This is a genomic window from Sphingobium sp. CR2-8 (assembly GCF_035818615.1).
GTDB lineage: Bacteria > Pseudomonadota > Alphaproteobacteria > Sphingomonadales > Sphingomonadaceae > Sphingobium.
The window spans coordinates 1960822-1978617 of sequence record NZ_JAYKZY010000002.1 but is presented as its reverse complement, the minus strand read 5'-3'; the positions used below and the strand labels follow the sequence as shown (position 1 = coordinate 1978617).

Below are 17796 nucleotides of genomic sequence, written 5' to 3'. Positions count from 1 at the left end.
TCCCCGCTTGCCGGATAAATCGCAAGCCGCGCGCGGCACGCCGTGTCGCTGTGCCAGCCTGATGATCAGAAAATGGCGGGAGCATCGGCATGAGCGGGACATTTCAACAGGGCGCCGGGCGGACAGCGCCGCTGACGCGGCCCAACTGGTCGTTGCGATTCGGGTTCATCCTCATTCCGATCAGCCATTCGGCGGGGATGAACATCATAACCCTGCTCGCCTTTCGGTTCCTGACCGACAATCTGGCGATTTCCGCGGGTGCGGCAGGCATCATGTTCGCGCTGGTCAAAATCTACGACGGCCTGCTCGATCCGGCCCTGGGCGCCTGGAGCGACAATGCGCGCACCCGCTGGGGCCGTCGCCTCCCGTTCCTGTTTGCAGGCGGCATAATGATGCCGCTGGGCATCGCGATGGTGTTCAACACACCCGATTTCGGGTCGATCATCGCCGCGCAGGTCTTCGTGACGGTGGCGCTGATGCTGCATGCCAGCGCCTATACCGCGCTTACCATTCCCAGCATTGCGATGCTGGTGGAGGCGTCGGACGATTATAATGAGCGGACCACGCTGATGGCCTATCGCGTGTTCGGCAATTCGCTGGGCGTGCTGATCGGTTCGACATTGCCGGCGATGCTGCTGGGCCTGTGGGGCGCGACGCGCAGCGGCCACGCGGCGATGTCGCTCGTGGTCGCGGCGATCACCTTGGTCATGGGCCTCACCGGCATATGGTTGCTGCGCAACGCGCCGCGCACCGCGCCCGAACAGAGCGACGGCCCGCGCAAGCGCTACAGCATGATCGACCAGGCCAAGCTCGCCTGGGCGAACCGTCCGTTCCGCATCCTCGCCATCGCCCATATCTTCGTTCTGTTCGGCACCGCCGTCACCTCGATCGGCAGCGCCTATTTCAGCAAATATGTGCTGTTGCTGCCCGATGGCTGGCTTGGCACCTATTATATGATCGCGACGGTTGGATCGGTCGGATCGATGCCGCTCTGGGTCCGTCTGTCGAAGCGGATGGGTAAGAAATGGGCCTATATCGCGTCGATGACCGCCTTCGGCCTGTTGCACCTTGCCTGGTTCACTGCGCTGCCCGGTGAAGCGGACTGGCTGCTGTTCGCCCGCGCCATTGCCATTGGCATATCGTCGGGTGGCGTCATCCTGTGCGCCTATTCGATGATGTCGGACGCGGTGCGCTACGATTACATCCAGACCGGCCTGCGGCGGGAAGGCGCCTTCGCCGGCTTCACGACCCTGTTCGACAAATTGTCGGCCGCCGCCGGTATCGCCATCATGGGCGCGTTCCTCAGCGGCATGGGCTATGTCGCGTCGACCACCGGCAAGGTGCAGCAACCCCCAAGCGCGATCATGGCCATCTACATCTGCCTTGCCATCGTGCCGGCGCTGGCGATGCTCTGCGCGATCATCGCGTTGACCCGCTACGATCTGGATGAAGCAAAGCTGGTCGAACCGATCTGATGCGCGCCGGACCAGCAATCGCGCTGGCGCTGATGCTGGCGGATGCGACGGGGGCATCGGCGCAGGACGGCGCGATCCGTTTCGGCCTGACAGGCGACTATCCGCCCTATGCGCAGCGGCTTCCCGATGGCTCGTTCGAGGGCGCGGATGTCGTGACTGCACGCGCCGTGGCGAAGCGTCTGGGTAAGCGTGCGATCTTCGTGCCGACCAGTTGGCAGACGTTGTCCAGGGATTTTATCGCAGGCCGGTTCGACGTCGTGATCGGCGGCCTGACCATCACACCGGAACGCGCCGCCATCGGCACCTATTCCTTCGCGCTGGTGGACGATGGCAAACGTCCCTTGGCACGCTGTGCCGACCGGCACGCCTATGCCAGCCTGCGTGCCATTGAGCGACCGGGCGTGCGGGTGCAGATCAATACAGGTCAAACCATCGGCGCCCTGGCGAAGCAATGGTTCAGCAAGGCCAACGTGACCATCAACCCGGACGACGCCGATCTGCCGCAGGCGCTGCTCGACGGACGGGCCGATGTGTGGATCACCGACGGGGTGGTGGTGGACCATATGGCGCGGCGCTATGCCGGCCGCCTGTGCGCGACGACGCGCAAGCCCTTCACCCATCAGGAAAAGGCGTGGCTCATCCGGCGCGACGCCGGGCTGGTCGCGGCGGTCAATGCCGCGCTGCGTCGGGAAAAGGCGGGGTGGGAACGGGCGTTGCGCGCCGTTCCCTGATCGGTCAGGCCGACAGCAGTTCCAGCACGGCGCGCTCCGAGGATTCCAGCGCGCCTTCCAGCCCGCGATTGCTGGTCGCGGTATGTTCGCCGCAGAAGTGCAGGCGTCCGGCGGGCGCCGCCATCGTCTGGCCGAAACTGCTCACCTGACCCGGCGAGAAATAGGCCCAGTCGCCCCCGTTGAACGGCTCCAGCCCCCAACTGTGGAAGGCCGCGCCCGTGACCAGTCCCCTGGACGCCTGACGGACCCGCTCCAGTTCCTCGACCACCAGTTTCAGCACGGCGTCCTTGCCCAGCCGATCCCAATATTGCGCCAGTCGCCCGCGTGCGAAGAGGCTGAGGCCGGTCACTTCCGAAACCGTCTCGCCATAATGCTGCGCCAGCACCGTGCCCATCGGCCCATCGGTCCACATCGACGCGGGCAGTTGATCCTTTTCCCAATAGGGTTCGCGCACGGTCAGGAAGGCGATGGAGAGCGGCTGATAGGGCAGGGTCATCACCGCCTGCGCCTGCGGCCCGGTCAGGGCGGGGGTCAGGCTGATGTTGCGCAGGGTTGAAAAGGGCAGGGTGGACAGAATCTTGCCGCCCCTGAACCGGCTGCCGTCGCGGCAGGTAACGGTCGCGCCACCCGGACCGCTTTCGATGCCAACCACTTCCTTGCCGCGCAGCAGGTCGCCCTTGACCATGGTCGCCATCGCGTCGGTCAGCTTCTGGTTGCCGCCTTTCACCGCGAAGCTTTGCGGCCCGATCTCGCCCTGCGCCTTGGCCCAGCCGAAATTGAAGTCATAGTTGAGCGCGGCGGAATCATAGGCATTGGTGCCGGCATAAGGCGCGGTGTCGAACACCAGTCGGATGGCGGCATCGTCGAGGCCCTGCGCGGTCAGATAGGCCTGCACCGAGATATCCTGCGCCGCCGTGGCGCGTATCCATTCGTTCCAGTCGGGCAGGCGCGGCGACTTCATGAACAGCGATGGCAACACTTCCCACGGCATCATGCCTTTCATCGCGGCGGGCAGGGGGTTGCGCGGCGACGCCTTCCACTGTTCGGGTGTGAAGCTTTCGCCGCCCAGCACCAGTTGTTGCCGCGGATCAGCCAGATATCGCGGCGTGACATCGACCAGTTCGACGCCCGCGCGCTGCGCTGCGTCGATCCCCCGGCCATAGCCGGCCGCCATCGAATTGAAGCCCATTTCAGGGTAGCCCGGCTGATCCATCAGCGTCAGCACCCGGCCGCCGACCCGCTGCCGCGCTTCCAGCACCAGCACCTTGGCCCCTTGCTGCTCCAGCAGCCATGCGGCGTTGAGGCCGGAAATGCCTGCGCCCAGGATGATGACGTCGGGGTCGGACGGACCAGCGGCCTTTTTGACCGCAGCGCCCAGCGGCGACGCGGCAAGGCCCGCCAGCGCGGCTCCGGCCATCATGTCACGACGATTGATCTGCATGACTTACCCCTTTGTCGGTCTTCTTCTGATGGTGCGATCATGGCGCAGGATGACGGGCTATGACAGTCCTGCGCGCCAATGTCCGACTTGCGGTCATCCGACCTTGATGAGCACCTTGCCGACATGCGCGCCCGAATGGAGATAGGCATAGGCCTGCGGCGCTTCGTCGAAGGAGAAGGTGCGATCGATGACCGGCTGGATATCATTGGCCTCGACCGCACGGATCAGCCGCGCCAGCATCGCCCGGCTGCCTTCCGCAATGCCCTTGAGCACCAGATTCTTGCCGATGATCGCGCCATAATTGGCCAGGCCGTCGCCGTTGGCGCCCGCCAGCGCGCCGATGATGACGATCCGGCCATTGACCGCCGCCGCCGTGATCGACTGGCTCAGCGTCGCCTGACCGCCGGTTTCCACGACGATATCCGCGCCCTTGCCGCCCGTTTCCTTCAGCACCTGCGCTTCCCAGTCGGGCGTCGTGCGATAGTTGATGGTGATGTCCGCGCCCAGCGAGCGGGCCAGCGCCAGCTTGTCGTCGCTGGACGAGGTGATGACGACACGCGCGCCATTGGCCTTGGCGATCTGAAGCGCGGCGATCGATACGCCGCCCGTGCCCAGCGCCAGAACCGTGTCGCCCGCCTTCACCTTGCCGACTTCCACCACGGCATGCCACGCAGTCAGCCCGGCGGACGCCATCGGTGCGACCTGTTCATCGCTCAGAGTTTCGGGGACGGGGACCAGCGCGGCGGCGGGCACCTTGACCTGCTCCGCCAGCCAGCCGTCATGGGTGATGCCCAGGTCGTTGCCGAACGCGGCGGGTGAAAAATCACCGTCGATCCAGGTGACGAAATGGGCGAAGACGGCGCGATCGCCGATCTTCACAGTGTTGACGCCTTCGCCGATGGCGATGACCTCGCCCACGCCTTCCGACAGGGGGATGCGGTCTTCGGGGCGGCGGGGACCGTAGCGGCCTTCCAGCACCAGCATGTCGCGATGGTTGAGGCAGACCAGCTTGACCTTCAACACGACTTCGCCAGGCCCGGCGACGGGGTCGGGCCGCGTGGTCGCGGTCAGGGAGTCGAGGCCGGTCTGCGGTCCGATCTGATAGGCTTTCACGTCTGTCTCCCGACGGCTTGGTCTGGCGAATATGCTCTGCCACAGGGCAAAGCCCGGACCGCGCCGTCAGGCAAAGCCTCACCCGATCTTGTTCGCACAGCGAGCAGGCCGGGTATGGAAGGCTGCGATATTATCGGTGCGACAGATCGAGCCGCACATGGAACCGGTCCGACCGATAATGGGCGAATGTCAGCAGGATCGGCGCGCCGGTAAGGTCATAGCTGGTGCGCGTGATGCGCAGCAGCGCTGCGGGTGGCTCGATACCCAGCGCCTGCGCCATGGCGCTGTCGGCCAGCATCGCGCCGATCGTCTGTTCGGCGGTTTCCGCCTTGTGCCCCGCCTGTTCCAGCAGGCGCAGCATCGGCGTGGTCGCCAGCGCGTCGGCATCGACGACGTCGGCCAGACGGGCGGGGACATAGCTCAACACATAGCCGAGCGGCATGTCGTCCAGCGACCGGACACGCACCGCGCGCACCACCTCATCCCCAGGCTCCAGACGCAGGGCGTCGGCGACACCGGGCGGGGCGGCTTCGCGCGCGACCGTCAACACGGTCACGCTGGTATTGTCGCCCAGCGCCAGCAGCGAATCGAGCGCCTGATCGATATTCGCCTCGATCGGGCTGGCCGGGGAATGGAAGGTGACGGTGGTGCCGATACGCCGCCTGCGCGCGACATAATGCTGACGCGCCAGATCATCGAGCACCCGTCGTGCGGTGATGCGCGACACGTCGAACATCGCCGACAGATCCAGTTCGGTGGGCATCAGGCTGCCGTGAGGGCGCTGTCCGCTCACGATTTCGTCCCTCAGCTGAAGATAGATTTGATGATAGAGCGGCATTGCCGCTGCGCGATCGACCAAGGCGGCCCCTTCCTGTTCATGCCTGGGATCGTCGTAGAGCGAATGCGGTGCCTGCTCAACGCCCGCATGCCGGTCGACACCGCCTTGCGTCAGGGAAAAGCCGTCTGCCGAACAATTTCGTCTCCGGTCGCGTCATCGGTCTGCCCGCCATGTTCATGAGGATAGCGACGCGGCGAATCGCCGCTGGAGACTGACGACCATGACGATCCGCCGTGCCTTTCTCGATCTGCCGGATGGACAGATTCACTATCGGCAGGCGGGTGACGGCCCGCCGATGCTGCTGCTGCATCCGTCGCCGGGCAGTTCGCGCCAGATGGTGGGACTGATCGACGCGTTGAAGGGCGATTTCCGCCTGATCGCGCCCGACACGGCGGGCAATGGCGACAGCACGCCGCTGGCGATCCCACAGCCCGACATCGCCGATTATGCCGCGCGCCTGCCTTTCCTGCTCGACGCGCTGGGGCTGGACCGCGTGGTCGCCTATGGATCGCATACCGGTGCGGCCATAGCCTGCGATCTGGCGATCCTGCACCCCGACCGCGTGAGCCATGTGGTGCTGGACGGGATCGGCCTCTGGTCGCCCGAGGAGCAGGCCGAACTGCTGGAGCGCTACGCTACGCCCTTCACGCCCGACGTCGAGGGCGCCTACCTCATGCGGGCCTTCCATTTCTGCCGCGATCAATATCTCTTCTATCCCTGGTACGACCGCAGCGCCGCCGCACGGCGCGATGGTGGCGTCCGGCCTGCGCCGGACCTTCACGCCTGGTTCGTGGAAGTGTTGAAAGCTGCCGAAACCTATCACCTCGCCTATCGCGCGGCCTTTTCCTGGGACGCGGCGGGCCGTCTGACGCAGGTGCCTTGCCCTGCCTTGCTGATGGCCGCGCAGGACGATCCGCTGTGCGCCATGACCCGCGCGGCGGCCGACCTGCTGCCCGATGGCCGCTTCGCGCCGTTGCCGCATTTCGGCGCACCCGACTTTTCGGCCGTTCGCGCGGCCGCCATCACCCGATTTTCAAAGGACTGACTGTCTCGTGGCCATTACCCTGCTGACGCTCCTTCATGTGCTGGTTCTCGTCTATTGGCTGGGCGGCGACCTGGGCGCTTTCTACGGCTCCAACTTCATGGTCGATCCCAAGCGCACCGTGGTGGAGCGAAGGATGGCGCTGACGATCCTCAACAATATCGACATGGCGCCGCGCACGATGCTGATCCTCGCCTTGCCGACCGGCCTGGCGCTGGCCTGGGTCAAGGGCTGGCTGGACCTGCCGACCTATGTGCCGGTGCTGGTGGGCGTCGCCAGCCTGGGATGGCTCGTTTTGGCCTGGGCGGTGCATCTCAACCATGGCGGCGGCGCGGCCATCAAAAGGATCGACATCGCAATCCGTTGGGTCGTGCTGATCGCCCTCTATGGCTTTGGCCTGGCTGGCTTTTTCAAGGCCATCGAACTGCCGCTGTTCATCGCGCTCAAGATGATCGTGCTGGCGACCTGCATCAGCCTCGGCCTCGTCGTCCGCAGGCAGTTGGTCCCGCTCTTTCCCGCCATTCGGGAGATGATCGCCACCGGCCCCACGCCGCAGACCGATGCGACCATCGCCCAGGTCAACAGCCGCGCCCGTGTATCGGTCGTCACGCTCTGGCTTTTGTTGCTGGTCGCCGCCTGGCTCGGCATCGCAACCCCGGTCTGATATCGTAAAAGGCCCGCGATCCTTCCGGACTGCGGGCCTTGCGCATTACCCCTCCATCACTTCCAGCAGCGCGCCTTCGGGCGTCTTCAACACGCCGACCCGCCGCCCGGCATAGAGCGGACCGTCCCGCACCACCGGCGCTGTAAACCAATCGGCATCCAGCGCATCGAAATCCGGGTGGAACAGGGTGCAGATCGACACGCCCGGCGGCAGTGCGCCTTCATGGGCCGGACGCGACACCGTACCTTGCGGATATTGGTCGAACTCCAGGAAGACGTCGCCCTGATATTTGGCGGTGACGATCTCATGCAGGTCGCTGATCGGCAGGCCGAAGGCGAGCGAGATCATGGAGTATCGGATCGCCATCGGGCTGGTCATGTCGAGCTTCAGCGTGCGGGCGAACCAGTCCGCCGTCGCGCGCATGTCGGGGCAGGCCAGCACCAGGATGAACAGCTTGTCGATCAACGATCCCGCCCTGGGCAATCCGCTGTCGGGGGCGTCGGTCAATATCTGGGTGAAGTAGAGCGTTTCCTGATCCGGGCCGCGCACCTGCATAGGATAGATGGTGTCGATGCCCGCGATCTTCGTCGGCGGACCGATGACGGGGAAGGGGGCTTGGGGCGACAGCATCCGGTCGTTCACCGCGAGCACATCCTGCACGCAAATCTCTATCGCCGCCCAGCCATAGCTGCGGATCGGCAGATAGTCCGACACCGGATCGCCTTCCACGAAGCGCAGGAAGACCTCCGCCCCCGATGCGGGCTGCATCACGGCATAACGCCGCCCGGCGCTCGCCGGCGCGCCCCAGGCGGCGGCCAGGTCGGCGGGAACCGTGCCTTCTTCGACGACGGCATAATCCAGCCATTGGCCAAAGCGCGCCTTGGCGGCATCCAGATCGACCACGCTATGCGTGGCGCAACGCAACAGGTTCATGCTGTCTCCATGTCTTGAGAGGAAAGGGAAAATGGCTGCTGTGCGGACAGGTGCGTCATCACCGGTCGATCAGTCCATCGGCTCTGTCACCTTTGCGGCGATCCCATTCGCACGAAAGGCAGACGATGCAGCATCGGACCATCACCGGCAAAATCCTCTACACATCGCGTAAACCCGAGCGCATGGGCGAGGAGCGCGGTCGCGAAAATTTCACCTTCACCGTGCATGCCGACGGCAAGCGCATCCTGCGCGCCCAGTGCGAGATCGAGGAACCCAGCCCCACGGTATTGCGCGACATTACTTATGCGCTGGACGAAAATGACATGCCGATGGACTGCTTTGTCCGCCTGACGATTGGCGACCGCTTCATGGGCGCTGGCCTGTTCATCATCCGCGACGGCTATGTCGAGTGCGAAAGCTATGGCCCCTCGATCGGTCGTCTGTCGCAGACGGTGAAGATCGTTGGCGACTATGACGGGTTCGGGACCCACCCCATTCAGGGCGACGCCTATATCACCAAGAAGGTCGACGTCTCGAAGGGGCCGCATACCCATCAACTGCGCACCTTCCTGCCCTCCACCGATCATCGCGGCGCGACCCCGCCGATCATCGCCGAAGCGAATATGCAATTGGCCTATGTCGGCGAAGAAACCGTGACGGTTGCGGCGGGCACCTTCGCCTGCCGCCATTTCCGCTTTACAGACGAACATGGCGGCATGGCGTCGGACAAGGGCGCGCATCCCGACTACGACCTGTGGGTCACGGCGGACGAAGACGCGATCTTCGTACAGGGGGGCGTGGGCGGCTATATGCAGACCTGGTACGAGCTGGTCGAACTGACCCGCTCATGATCGGGCGCGGCATCGGGCGCATGGCGGGGCTTTGGCTGGGCATGGCCTCGGCAGGCCTTGCCGCTTCGCCAGCGGGGGCGGACGACCCGCTGCTCCGACCGGTCGCGCCGGACCTCGCCCCGCTCTGGCTCGACCGGCAGACGCCTTTGCGCGTACATGGCACGACCTGGCTGGTCGGCTTCACCCGCATGAACATCGTCCTGATCGACAGCGGGGCTGGCCTGATCCTGATCGATGCAGGCCTGCCGCAGGGCGTCCCGTTGCTGGAACGCACCATCAAGGAGGCGGGGTTCGACATCCGCGACGTCAAGCTGATCCTCAGCAGCGAGCCGCATTACGATCATGCCAGTGGCCTTGCGGCTCTTTCCCGGGACAGCGGTGCGACCGTGCTGGCAAGCCAGGCGGGCGCGACCGTGCTGCGGGCGGGACATAGCGGGATGGACGATCCGCAGCGCACGACCCTCTTCGCTTATCCGCCTGTATCCCATATACGGGCAGTGCGGGACGGGCAGGTGGTGCGGCTGGGCCATGTTCGGATCACGGCCCACGCGTCGCCGGGGCATACGCCCGGCAGCATGAGCTGGTCATGGCAATCATGCGACGCCGTGCGCGGCTGCGCGTCGATGCTGTTCGCCGCCAGCCTCAATTCGCTGACCGACGGTCACTATCGCTATGTCGCCCATAAGGATGTGGGGCGCCGCTTCCGCCGCACCTTCGCCACGATCCGCGCGCTGCCGTGCGACATGCTGCTTACCGGCCATCCCGAACATTCGGACGGGGCGGCGAAACGCGATGCCCTGGCGGCGGCTCCGAACGGCGACGCATTCCGCAGTCCCGACGCCTGTCGGAAACTGGCCGATCGCTACGAGGCGGCGTTCGACGCGCGCCTCGCGCAGGAAGCGCAATGATCCATCGGAGAGCCGCGCCAATGGCCCCGGCTCTCCGACTATTCAAACGTTCGGCATGCCGGGATCGACGAAATTCCGCCAGTCGCGCGTCACCAGCGTCTCGTCGATCAAGGTGCGCTGATAGCATTCGCCGTTGCGGAACCATTGCCATGTGCGGGCGCGCTTGGTGCGATCCTCGTTCACCTGGATCATCTCGTAGAGATAGATGTCGGGTTCGTCGTGGCGGGTCCAGTTGAGGCAGGTGGACCGGTTATAATCGTCCGGCTGCATCGCGGCCGCCCACCCCTTGATCAGGTCATTGTCCCACCAGATGCGGCCATTTTCGTACCAGGCCGGAAAATCGCGGACATCGGTACGCCCATCGTCCCAATAATAATGGTTGGTCTGATGATATTCCTCATGCCCCGGCTCGCCGATCAGGCGGCAATAGAGGCGCGAGCGATGCTGATCGGTCAGCTGCCCGGTCTTCGCGTCATAATAGCGATACCAGCCTTCCCAGACGCCCTCGTTGCTGACCAGCAGCGGCATGGCTTCCCGGATGCCCGGCTGAGACGGTTTATGTGGCATATCTATCTCCCGAATTGGCGCAATGTTTCAAAGGTCCACGACGACCTTGCCCATCGACTGCCCCGACAGCAGCCGTTCCACCGCGTCATAAATACCAGGTAGACCTGCGAATGGCCTATCATCGAAAGTGACCGCGATGCGGCCATCGGCATAAAGCTGGAACAGGCGCGCGCGCGCGTGGTCCCAATGCGGCGTCAGCAGGCCGTTCATGAAGCCCCGGACCGACGCGCCCTTATAATAGATGCTGTGCGCGATGCGCGGCGCGGTCACGACTTCGGGCCGTCCTTCCAGGTCGGACGCAGCGCCGCCCACCACCAGACGGCCATGATAGGCGATGTTGGCGAGGAACGCGTCGAAGATGGCGCCGCTCACCGTGTCGATTGCGACATCGATCCCCTTGGGATATTCCGCCGCCAGCACGGCGCCGACATCCTCGCTGCGATAGTCGATCACGCGCTGCGCGCCCAGCGACGCCACGAAGTCGCATTTGCGCTTGCCCCCGCATACCGCGATCACATGGCATCCACGCAGCAGCGCCAGTTGCACCAGCATATGGCCCAGCCCCCCGGCCGCAGCGGAAATCGCCACCGTCTCGCCATCCCTGACCTGCCCGATCTGCTCCAGCGCCAGCAGCGCCGATACCCCTGTGGAGGCGAGCGCCAGATAGTCGCGACTGACCGAAGGGGCCTTCGCAAACTGGCTTTCCGGTCCGATATTGGCTTCGCGATAGCCACCGGTGAAGCGCACCGTCACGGCGGCGTCGCCGACCGCAAAGCCGGTGACGCCGTCGCCCACGGCGTCGACCAGCCCGATCGCCTCGACCCCGGTAAAGGTCGGCAGCGTGATCGGCACATAGTCGACCGCGTTGCGCGCGATCTGGGTGTCGAAAATGCCGTTGATGCCGCAATGGCGATTGCGCACGCGGATTTGGCCCGGCCCCGGCTCGGTCAATGGCAGGTCCACGATATCGGCGGCGGCGCGGAAACTCTCGGCGATGCGCTCCAGTCGGATCGCGCCATAGGTTTCGCTCATGCCGGAAAGCCCAGCGCACCGGGGTTGAACTGCCGCGCCGGATCGACCAGCGCCTTGATCGTGTCGAGCAGCGCCTTGGACGCCTCGTCCCGGCTGTCGCGATAGGCATAGGCGCGGCCGATCTGGAAATGCGCCGCGCCATAACGCTGCGCGATCGCCTTCACGCCTTCGCGCGCCGTCGTTACCACTGCGGTCGCTGCGGGATTTTCCGGCAGCAGCGGCAGGCGCGCCAGATGGGCCGGCTCGACCATGGAAGCGTGGACCGGGCGATAGCCATGCGGCCAGAAGAAGACCGGCTCGATCGTGATCGCATTGGTCGACAGCGACGTGAAGAGGAAGCCGGTGTGAATCTTGTGGAACGCGAACTGGTCCGCCATTTCGGCGAACAGCGCCTGGATGTCGGCGAACATGGCCGGGGCATTGGACAGCGACACATGGCCATGCACCGGCACCCAGCTTTCGCCCTCCGGCCCCAGCATGGAATTGGGGGCGGGGAAGGGCATGGCGCGGATCACCTTGGCGATCGTATTTTCGATCTCCGTGCCGTCATACTGCCTGGCGATGGCGCGGGCGCTCGCCATGTCGGCGGCGACGCCTTCCTTCGACCGGCCCTCCGCCGTCATGTGCAGCGGATAGTCGTCCGGCTCGATGAAATCGCGCCCGCCCAGCGCGATCTTGGCCGCCGCCATCAGCCCCTTGCCCAGCGACTTCTGCTTGGTGATGACCGCGCCCAGTGTCTTGACGTCGCTCATCAGCGACAGGCGCTTCATCCGCACCTTCGTCAGGCCCGGATCGAAGGCGCAGGTTTCCGCCGCGATCCCCGCTCGCGCCATTTCCGCCAGCGCCTTCAGCATCGCTTCGCCGCTCTTGAAGGAGAAGGACGCCGAATCCTCATGCGCGGGCGTCCGCATCAGCCGCATCGTGACTTCCGCCTTGATGCCCAGCGTGCCGCCATCGCCGCAGAAGAGTCCGGCCAGATCCGGGCCATAATGGCGATAGAAGGGGGTGTCGCCATCGGGACCGCGCGCGCCGGTCCGCAACAGCTGGCCATCGCCCAGCACGACCGTGAGCGCGATCACGCTCTCGCTCGACGTGCCATGATGGCCCGCGCCGAACATGGCGTTGAGGTTGGACAGGCCGCCCCCGATGGTCGAGTAGATGCCCGACATCGGTCCCCAGAAGGGCGTGCGAAGCCCGTGGGGCGCCAGCGCCTCGTTCAGGGCGAGCCAGGTGCAGCCCGCTTCGACCGTCACCGTCATGTCGTCCGGGCTGACGCGCAGCACGCGGTTCATCCGCGCCATGTCCAGCGTGATCGTGCTGTCGGTCGCGGGTAGGTAGCCGCTGGTATAGCTCATGCCCGCGCCGCGCGGCGCCAGTGCGACGCCTGCCTCGTGCGCTGCGGCGATGACGGCGCTCAGTTCCGCCGTCGATCCCGGCGCGACGATCAGCATCGCGACATGGGCGCTCGCTTCCCAGACATCCTCGCTGAACAGCTTGCGCCGGTCTTCGTCGTCGCTGACATGATCGACGCCGACGATCGCCTCGAACCTGGCCTTGAGCTGCAAGGCGGCGGGATGGGTCGGGACGGTCTGGGCGTCGGCCTGCATTGCACTATCCTCCTGTCACGGCCGTGGCCGCATCATCGTGGGCCCGGCTATGACAAAAGAGCGCGGTGCATCCTGCCCCGTCGCATCCGTCTATCCGCCCTGCGGATCATGATCCGGCTCGGGTTGCAGGCAGCCTGCGGTCCGCGCCCATTCACGGTCTGTCAGGGAATAAGGAAGCGTATCGATGGACCTTGCCGTGGAGCAACCACAGGGCCGCCCGGCATCGGGCTATGGCGAGTTCCGGCGCGGCTGGCAGGTGGTGCTGGCCTCTCTGCTCGGCATTGGCCTGGGGTTGTCGCCCATGCCCTTCTACACCATGGGCATGTTCGCGCCGCATCTGGCGCGGGAGTTCGGCTGGTCGATGGGCCAGATCATGGGCGGGATCAGCGTCACCACCATCATGACCCTGTGGGCGGGGCCTGCCGTTGGCATATTGGCGGAAAGGCTGGGCGTGCGCCGGGTGGCGATGACATCCCTTGTCCTGTTCGGCCTGGCTTTCATGTCGCTCGCCTTTTCCACCGGGTCGCTGGTGCAATATTATCTCAGCTGGGCGCTGATCGCGTCCCTGGGGGCCGGCACCTTGCCGATCACCTGGACAAAGGCGGTCAATCACTGGTTCGACCGGCGAAAGGGGCTGGCGCTGGGCCTGTCGCTGATGGGGACGGGTCTGTTCGGGATATTTTCCAAGCCCTATCTTGGCTGGCTGATCGCCGATTTCGGTTGGCGGGGGGCCTATATCGGCCTTGGCCTGCTGCCGCTGCTGATCGCGCTGCCCACCGCCTATTTTCTTTTCCGCGACACGGACGAGCATCCCGATGCGATCGTCCGCACCACGACCCCCGGCGGGTTGACGTTGCGGCAGGCTTTTCGTGAATGGCGATTCTGGTTGCTGGCGCTTTCGCTGATCCCGATTTCCTTCGCCCTGGGCGGGCCGGTGCCGAATATGGAAGTGATCCTGACCAGCAAGGGCGTCGCGCCCGACATGGTCCTGTCGCTGACGCCGATCATCGGCCTGTCCGCGCTGACGGGGCGGATCGCGGGCGGCTGGTTGCTCGATCGCTTCTGGGCGCCTGGCGTGTCCTTCATCATCCTGGCCGTGCCGGGCCTGTCCTGCTGGTTGCTGACGATGGACGGCATCAGTTTCGGAGTGGCGGCGCTGTCCATCTTCCTGATCGGCTTCGCGCTGGGGATCGAATATGACGTGATGGCCTATTTCGTCGCTCGCTATTTCGGCCTGCGCAGCTATGCCGCGATATACGGCATCCTCTACGTCTTCTTCGCTATGGGATCGGGCTTCGGTCCGCTCGGCTTCGGCTGGGATTACGACCTGCATGGCAGCTACGATCTGGCGCTCAAGGCGTCCTTCGTCATGCTGCTGCTGGCGGCTGCATCCTTCCTGCTGCTGGGCCGCTATCGCGACTTTGCCGACGAACCGATCGTAAAATAAGCAATCAGGCGGGCGTCGTGCCCGCCTGCGCCCGCACCTGCGCCGCCGCCGCTTCGCCTGCAACCCGGCCGAGCGTAACGGCGGTGCAAAGCCCCATGGCGGGGAGATAGCCCCAGCTCGACGGCCCCGACACGCTGCGTGCCGATCCGCCACCGGCAAAGACGTTGGGCAGCGGGCTGCCGTCCGCGCGCAACACGCGCGCCGATCCGTCGATCTGTAATCCGCCCTGGGTGTGAAAGATCGCGCCGACCACCTTGAGCGCGCGTAAAGACCCCGATGGCGGCATGTCCGCGCCCCAGTCCCGGCCGAACCGATCGGGCGTCCCGGCCCTTTGGGCATCATGCGCCTGCGTCAGCGTCTGCGACAGCGCCGCCGCATCCACGCCGATCGCCTGCGCCAGGGCCACGACCGTATCGCCGCACTTGGCCGCATTCAATTCCATCAGCGCCTGCGTCTCGGGAATATAGGCGCAGCGCGCTTCGATCGCGGCGTCGAATATCACCCAGCAATGCGTGCCCGGCTGCGCCATCACCGGATGGCACATGCCTGCAATGTCCGCGCTTTCATCGGTGAAGCGTTCGCCCGCCATGTTGACGATCATGCCGCCCTCGACCAGCACACCGGGCGGCACGGGAATGCCCTGCGGCTCGGTCAGCATGGCGTAACCCTGATAGGCGCCCATGTCGCCCAGCGCAGCGCCGATCCGTTGGCCCAGCTGCACGGCGATACCCTGGCTGCGCTCGTGACCGTTGTTCCGCGCGTTCGCCACGGCGGGCATGAAATGCGCGACCATCGCATGATTGGCCGCAAAGCCGCCTGCGGCAAAGATGATCGTTTCGCATCCGACACGATCCTGCGATCCATCGGGACGCTCCAGCACGACGCCTGATACCCGGCCGTTGGCGTCCGCGACGACATCGATCAACCGCGCCTCCAGCAGCACGTCGATACCTTCCTCGGCCAGCTTCTGGTGCAGCAGGTCCACCATGTCCTGCCCGCCATGGCCGCGCCAGCCATGGACGCGGAGCCGGCTGTTGCCATAGACGGGGCGGAAGCCGGTATCGACATCCCAGGGCAATCCATGGCGTTCGACCATCCAGTCGATCGTCGGGCCCGATTGCTCGGCCAGCGTCCGCGCGATCACCGGATCGGTCTGGCCATGCGTCTTGGCCATGATGTCGGCGAAAAAGGTGTCGGCATCATCCTCAATCCCCAGCGCGGCCTGTGCCTGCGTGCCCGCGGCGCAGATCAATCCCTGCGACATGCCGCTCGACCCCATCGGCCGGGCGTCCACCTCGATCAGCAGCGGATCGACGCCCGCATCCTTGGCCGCCAGCGCGGCGATGCAGCCGCATGCGCCACCGCCCACGACCAGGACGGGCACAGTGAATTCGAAGGTCTCGCTCATCACCGGATCACCCCTGGGCCGCGATCTCGTCGCCGACATCGCCCGACGCCATGTCACCTCCGGCGACCGCCGCCTCATTTTCCTGCTGCACGATGCGCAGGATGCGGGCGATATATTCCTGGTTCCACATGGCGCGTTCGGCCGCCTCCTGTTGCGACGGCGAGAAACTGTCTATTTCGCTGTCCGCCAGCACGCCCTTGGCCACCAGAAGCCGCTCCAGCGTATCCACCCGCTGCCGCGCGACGGCAAGTTCCTGCGCGATCGTCATGGTGATCGCCAGCACCCGTTCGACCTGCGGTTCCAGGAAATAGGGCCGCTTGCCTGCGGGCTTCGCGCCCGCTTCGTTCAATGCATCCGCAAAGCTCATCAGACCATCGCCCCGATCACGTGCCAGGCCGCCTTGCGACCATAATCCTCGGTGTCATCCTCCTGCGCGTCGGGGAACAGGTCGCGATCGACCACGCCCGTCACGCCGCCATGGATCAGGCTGTCGGGATCGAACCCCGCCGCGACCATCGCCGCGTCCAGGTCCATCTCGTGCATCCGGCTCCAAAAGGGTTCGTTGTTGTAGAAGGCGTCCCAATCGCGCATCGCCTGTTCGAACAGCGGCATGTCGGCCGCATATTGCGGCTGTTCGACATGCAGCACGATGCCGCCCGGACGCAACAGCCGCCGCGTTTCGGCAAAGATGTTGCGCAGCGCGCTGGTCGACAGCTCATGCAGGAACATCGTCGTCTGAACCCAGTCGAAGCTCTGGTCGGGAAAGATCGACAGATCCTCCCCGCTGGCCTGCACGAAGCGGATATTGTCGACGCCCAGCGACTTCGCCCGGCCTAATCCATAGCGCAGCATCGGCGCGCCCAGATCCGCGATCGTCATCTCCGCGTCGGGGAAGGCCTGCGCCAGCGGCAGGCTGCTATGGCCTACCGTTCCGCCAATTTCCAATATGGCGCGCGGCTGGAAATCGGGCAGGTTGCGCTTCACCCATTTGACCACGGCATGCCCACCGCCATCCGAATATTTGCCGAGCAGCCCGCCGGTCGTGACGAAGCCTGCATGATCGTAATTCGCGCCGTTGGTGACGTCGCCTTCGAAGGCCTGCTGATGATAGCTGCCGGGCATGCAGTGATGATCGACCGCCGATACATAGCGCGGGATGGGCAGCGCGGGATCGAGCGACAGCCTGTCGTCCGCGTTCGTCAATGCGTCCGCGATTTTCGCCAATCGTTCGCGCTGGCGGATGGTGGTCCAGCGGCCTGCCTGTTGCCGCTGCTCCATCGTCATGCGGCGCAGCGCCGACCAGGTCTGGAACGCGGGATCGCGCAGCAGCGCCTTGCGCGCTTCATGCCGGTCGCCGATCGGGCGGCCCTGTTCGGCCTCGAAGCGGGGCGCGACGCGCTGGTCATAGGCCGCCTTCACGCCCGGCACGACGCGCGCGGCGAGGTGGCGGTTCATCTGCGCGAGGAAGTTGATCCGTTCGATCTCATCATGGCTGGTCTGGGGAAACAGGGCATGGCGGCCGACGACGCGATAGTCGGGCGGGCCGTCATATTGGGCTGCGGGATCGTTGCTGCGGCTGTCGTCCACCACGGTTTCCTCACTCTGGCAGGGCAAGATGCAATTCTGCGCACAGGCATGATGGTGGACAAGATGCGCGCAGACATCTGCCCGCTTCGCGGACAAAAGCGGCGGGGATGCTGATCGTGACCGCGCGCTCGCGCTAGCCCATCGGCTCCATC

General features: G+C 65.3%; 17 protein-coding genes. 7 read left to right on the top strand and 10 right to left on the bottom strand.

Annotated elements, in window-relative coordinates; genetic code table 11:
* Positions 1-89: 89 nt before the first annotated feature.
* Both U5A82_RS13560 and U5A82_RS13555 read left to right on the top strand, forming a co-directional pair.
* Positions 90-1475, top strand: a complete 1386-nt coding sequence (locus U5A82_RS13560; RefSeq protein WP_326291379.1) for an MFS transporter — start codon at positions 90-92, stop codon at positions 1473-1475.
* On the top strand, positions 1475-2206 hold the full coding sequence (locus U5A82_RS13555) for a transporter substrate-binding domain-containing protein (protein WP_326291378.1): 732 nt from the start codon (positions 1475-1477) through the stop codon (positions 2204-2206). The genes U5A82_RS13560 and U5A82_RS13555 overlap by 1 nt, the downstream gene beginning before the upstream one ends.
* A gap of 4 nt (positions 2207-2210) precedes the next feature.
* On the opposite strand, the gene U5A82_RS13550 is transcribed toward U5A82_RS13555, so the two are convergent.
* The 3 genes from U5A82_RS13550 to U5A82_RS13540 form a co-directional block, all read right to left on the bottom strand.
* Positions 2211-3647: a flavin monoamine oxidase family protein gene (locus U5A82_RS13550; RefSeq protein WP_326291377.1), complete on the bottom strand. Its 1437-nt coding sequence runs from the start codon at positions 3645-3647 to the stop codon at positions 2211-2213.
* Between the two features lie 93 nt (positions 3648-3740).
* Entirely contained in the window at positions 3741-4760 is a 1020-nt protein-coding gene (locus U5A82_RS13545) for a zinc-dependent alcohol dehydrogenase family protein (RefSeq protein ID WP_326291376.1), read from the bottom strand.
* A gap of 130 nt (positions 4761-4890) precedes the next feature.
* Entirely contained in the window at positions 4891-5598 is a 708-nt protein-coding gene (locus U5A82_RS13540; RefSeq protein WP_326292935.1) for a GntR family transcriptional regulator, read from the bottom strand.
* Between the two features lie 220 nt (positions 5599-5818).
* On the opposite strand from U5A82_RS13540, the gene U5A82_RS13535 reads away from it, so the two are divergent.
* Both U5A82_RS13535 and U5A82_RS13530 read left to right on the top strand, forming a co-directional pair.
* Positions 5819-6643 carry an alpha/beta fold hydrolase gene (locus tag U5A82_RS13535; protein WP_326291375.1) on the top strand — a complete coding sequence of 275 codons (825 nt, stop codon included), beginning with the start codon at positions 5819-5821 and terminating at the stop codon, positions 6641-6643.
* A gap of 7 nt (positions 6644-6650) precedes the next feature.
* The gene (locus U5A82_RS13530) at positions 6651-7304 is read left to right on the top strand and encodes a hypothetical protein (protein WP_326291374.1); all 654 of its coding nucleotides are present in this window, start codon (positions 6651-6653) and stop codon (positions 7302-7304) included.
* 45 nt (positions 7305-7349) lie between these two features.
* Here the strand turns inward: U5A82_RS13530 and U5A82_RS13525 are convergent, their stop codons facing one another.
* On the bottom strand, positions 7350-8237 hold the full coding sequence (locus U5A82_RS13525; RefSeq protein ID WP_326291373.1) for a VOC family protein: 888 nt from the start codon (positions 8235-8237) through the stop codon (positions 7350-7352).
* Between the two features lie 125 nt (positions 8238-8362).
* Here U5A82_RS13525 and U5A82_RS13520 point away from each other — a divergent pair, with 125 nt between their 5' ends.
* On the top strand, positions 8363-9088 hold the full coding sequence (locus U5A82_RS13520) for a DUF3108 domain-containing protein (protein WP_326291372.1): 726 nt from the start codon (positions 8363-8365) through the stop codon (positions 9086-9088).
* Complete coding sequence (gene bla / locus U5A82_RS13515) at positions 9085-9996, top strand: subclass B3 metallo-beta-lactamase (RefSeq protein WP_326291371.1); 912 nt, start codon at positions 9085-9087, stop codon at positions 9994-9996. The genes U5A82_RS13520 and bla overlap by 4 nt, the downstream gene beginning before the upstream one ends.
* Positions 9997-10038: 42 nt before the next feature.
* Here bla and U5A82_RS13510 read toward each other — a convergent pair whose 3' ends face one another.
* From U5A82_RS13510 to U5A82_RS13500, 3 genes are read right to left on the bottom strand one after another with little or no spacing between them, the layout of a single operon-like run.
* Entirely contained in the window at positions 10039-10563 is a 525-nt protein-coding gene (locus U5A82_RS13510) for a DUF3598 domain-containing protein (protein WP_326291370.1), read from the bottom strand.
* A 27-nt stretch (positions 10564-10590) separates the two neighbouring features.
* The gene (locus tag U5A82_RS13505; RefSeq protein WP_326291369.1) at positions 10591-11595 is read right to left on the bottom strand and encodes a zinc-binding dehydrogenase; all 1005 of its coding nucleotides are present in this window, start codon (positions 11593-11595) and stop codon (positions 10591-10593) included.
* Positions 11592-13202, bottom strand: coding sequence for an FAD-binding oxidoreductase (locus U5A82_RS13500; RefSeq protein ID WP_326291368.1), 1611 nt, complete (start codon positions 13200-13202; stop codon positions 11592-11594). The genes U5A82_RS13505 and U5A82_RS13500 overlap by 4 nt, the downstream gene beginning before the upstream one ends.
* A 184-nt stretch (positions 13203-13386) precedes the next feature.
* Here U5A82_RS13500 and U5A82_RS13495 point away from each other — a divergent pair, with 184 nt between their 5' ends.
* The gene (locus U5A82_RS13495; protein ID WP_326291367.1) at positions 13387-14649 is read left to right on the top strand and encodes an MFS transporter; all 1263 of its coding nucleotides are present in this window, start codon (positions 13387-13389) and stop codon (positions 14647-14649) included.
* A gap of 4 nt (positions 14650-14653) precedes the next feature.
* Here U5A82_RS13495 and U5A82_RS13490 read toward each other — a convergent pair whose 3' ends face one another.
* Genes U5A82_RS13490 through U5A82_RS13480 form a run of 3 tightly spaced genes read right to left on the bottom strand, consistent with a single transcriptional unit; the run spans position 14654 to position 17644 of the window.
* Positions 14654-16057, bottom strand: coding sequence for an FAD-dependent oxidoreductase (locus U5A82_RS13490; RefSeq protein ID WP_326291366.1), 1404 nt, complete (start codon positions 16055-16057; stop codon positions 14654-14656).
* Positions 16058-16064: 7 nt separating this feature from the next.
* Positions 16065-16424 (bottom strand): hypothetical protein, encoded by a 360-nt coding sequence (locus U5A82_RS13485; RefSeq protein ID WP_326291365.1) that lies wholly within the window; start codon positions 16422-16424, stop codon positions 16065-16067.
* The gene (locus tag U5A82_RS13480; protein ID WP_326291364.1) at positions 16424-17644 is read right to left on the bottom strand and encodes a class I SAM-dependent methyltransferase; all 1221 of its coding nucleotides are present in this window, start codon (positions 17642-17644) and stop codon (positions 16424-16426) included. The genes U5A82_RS13485 and U5A82_RS13480 overlap by 1 nt, the downstream gene beginning before the upstream one ends.
* Positions 17645-17796 lie beyond the last annotated feature (152 nt).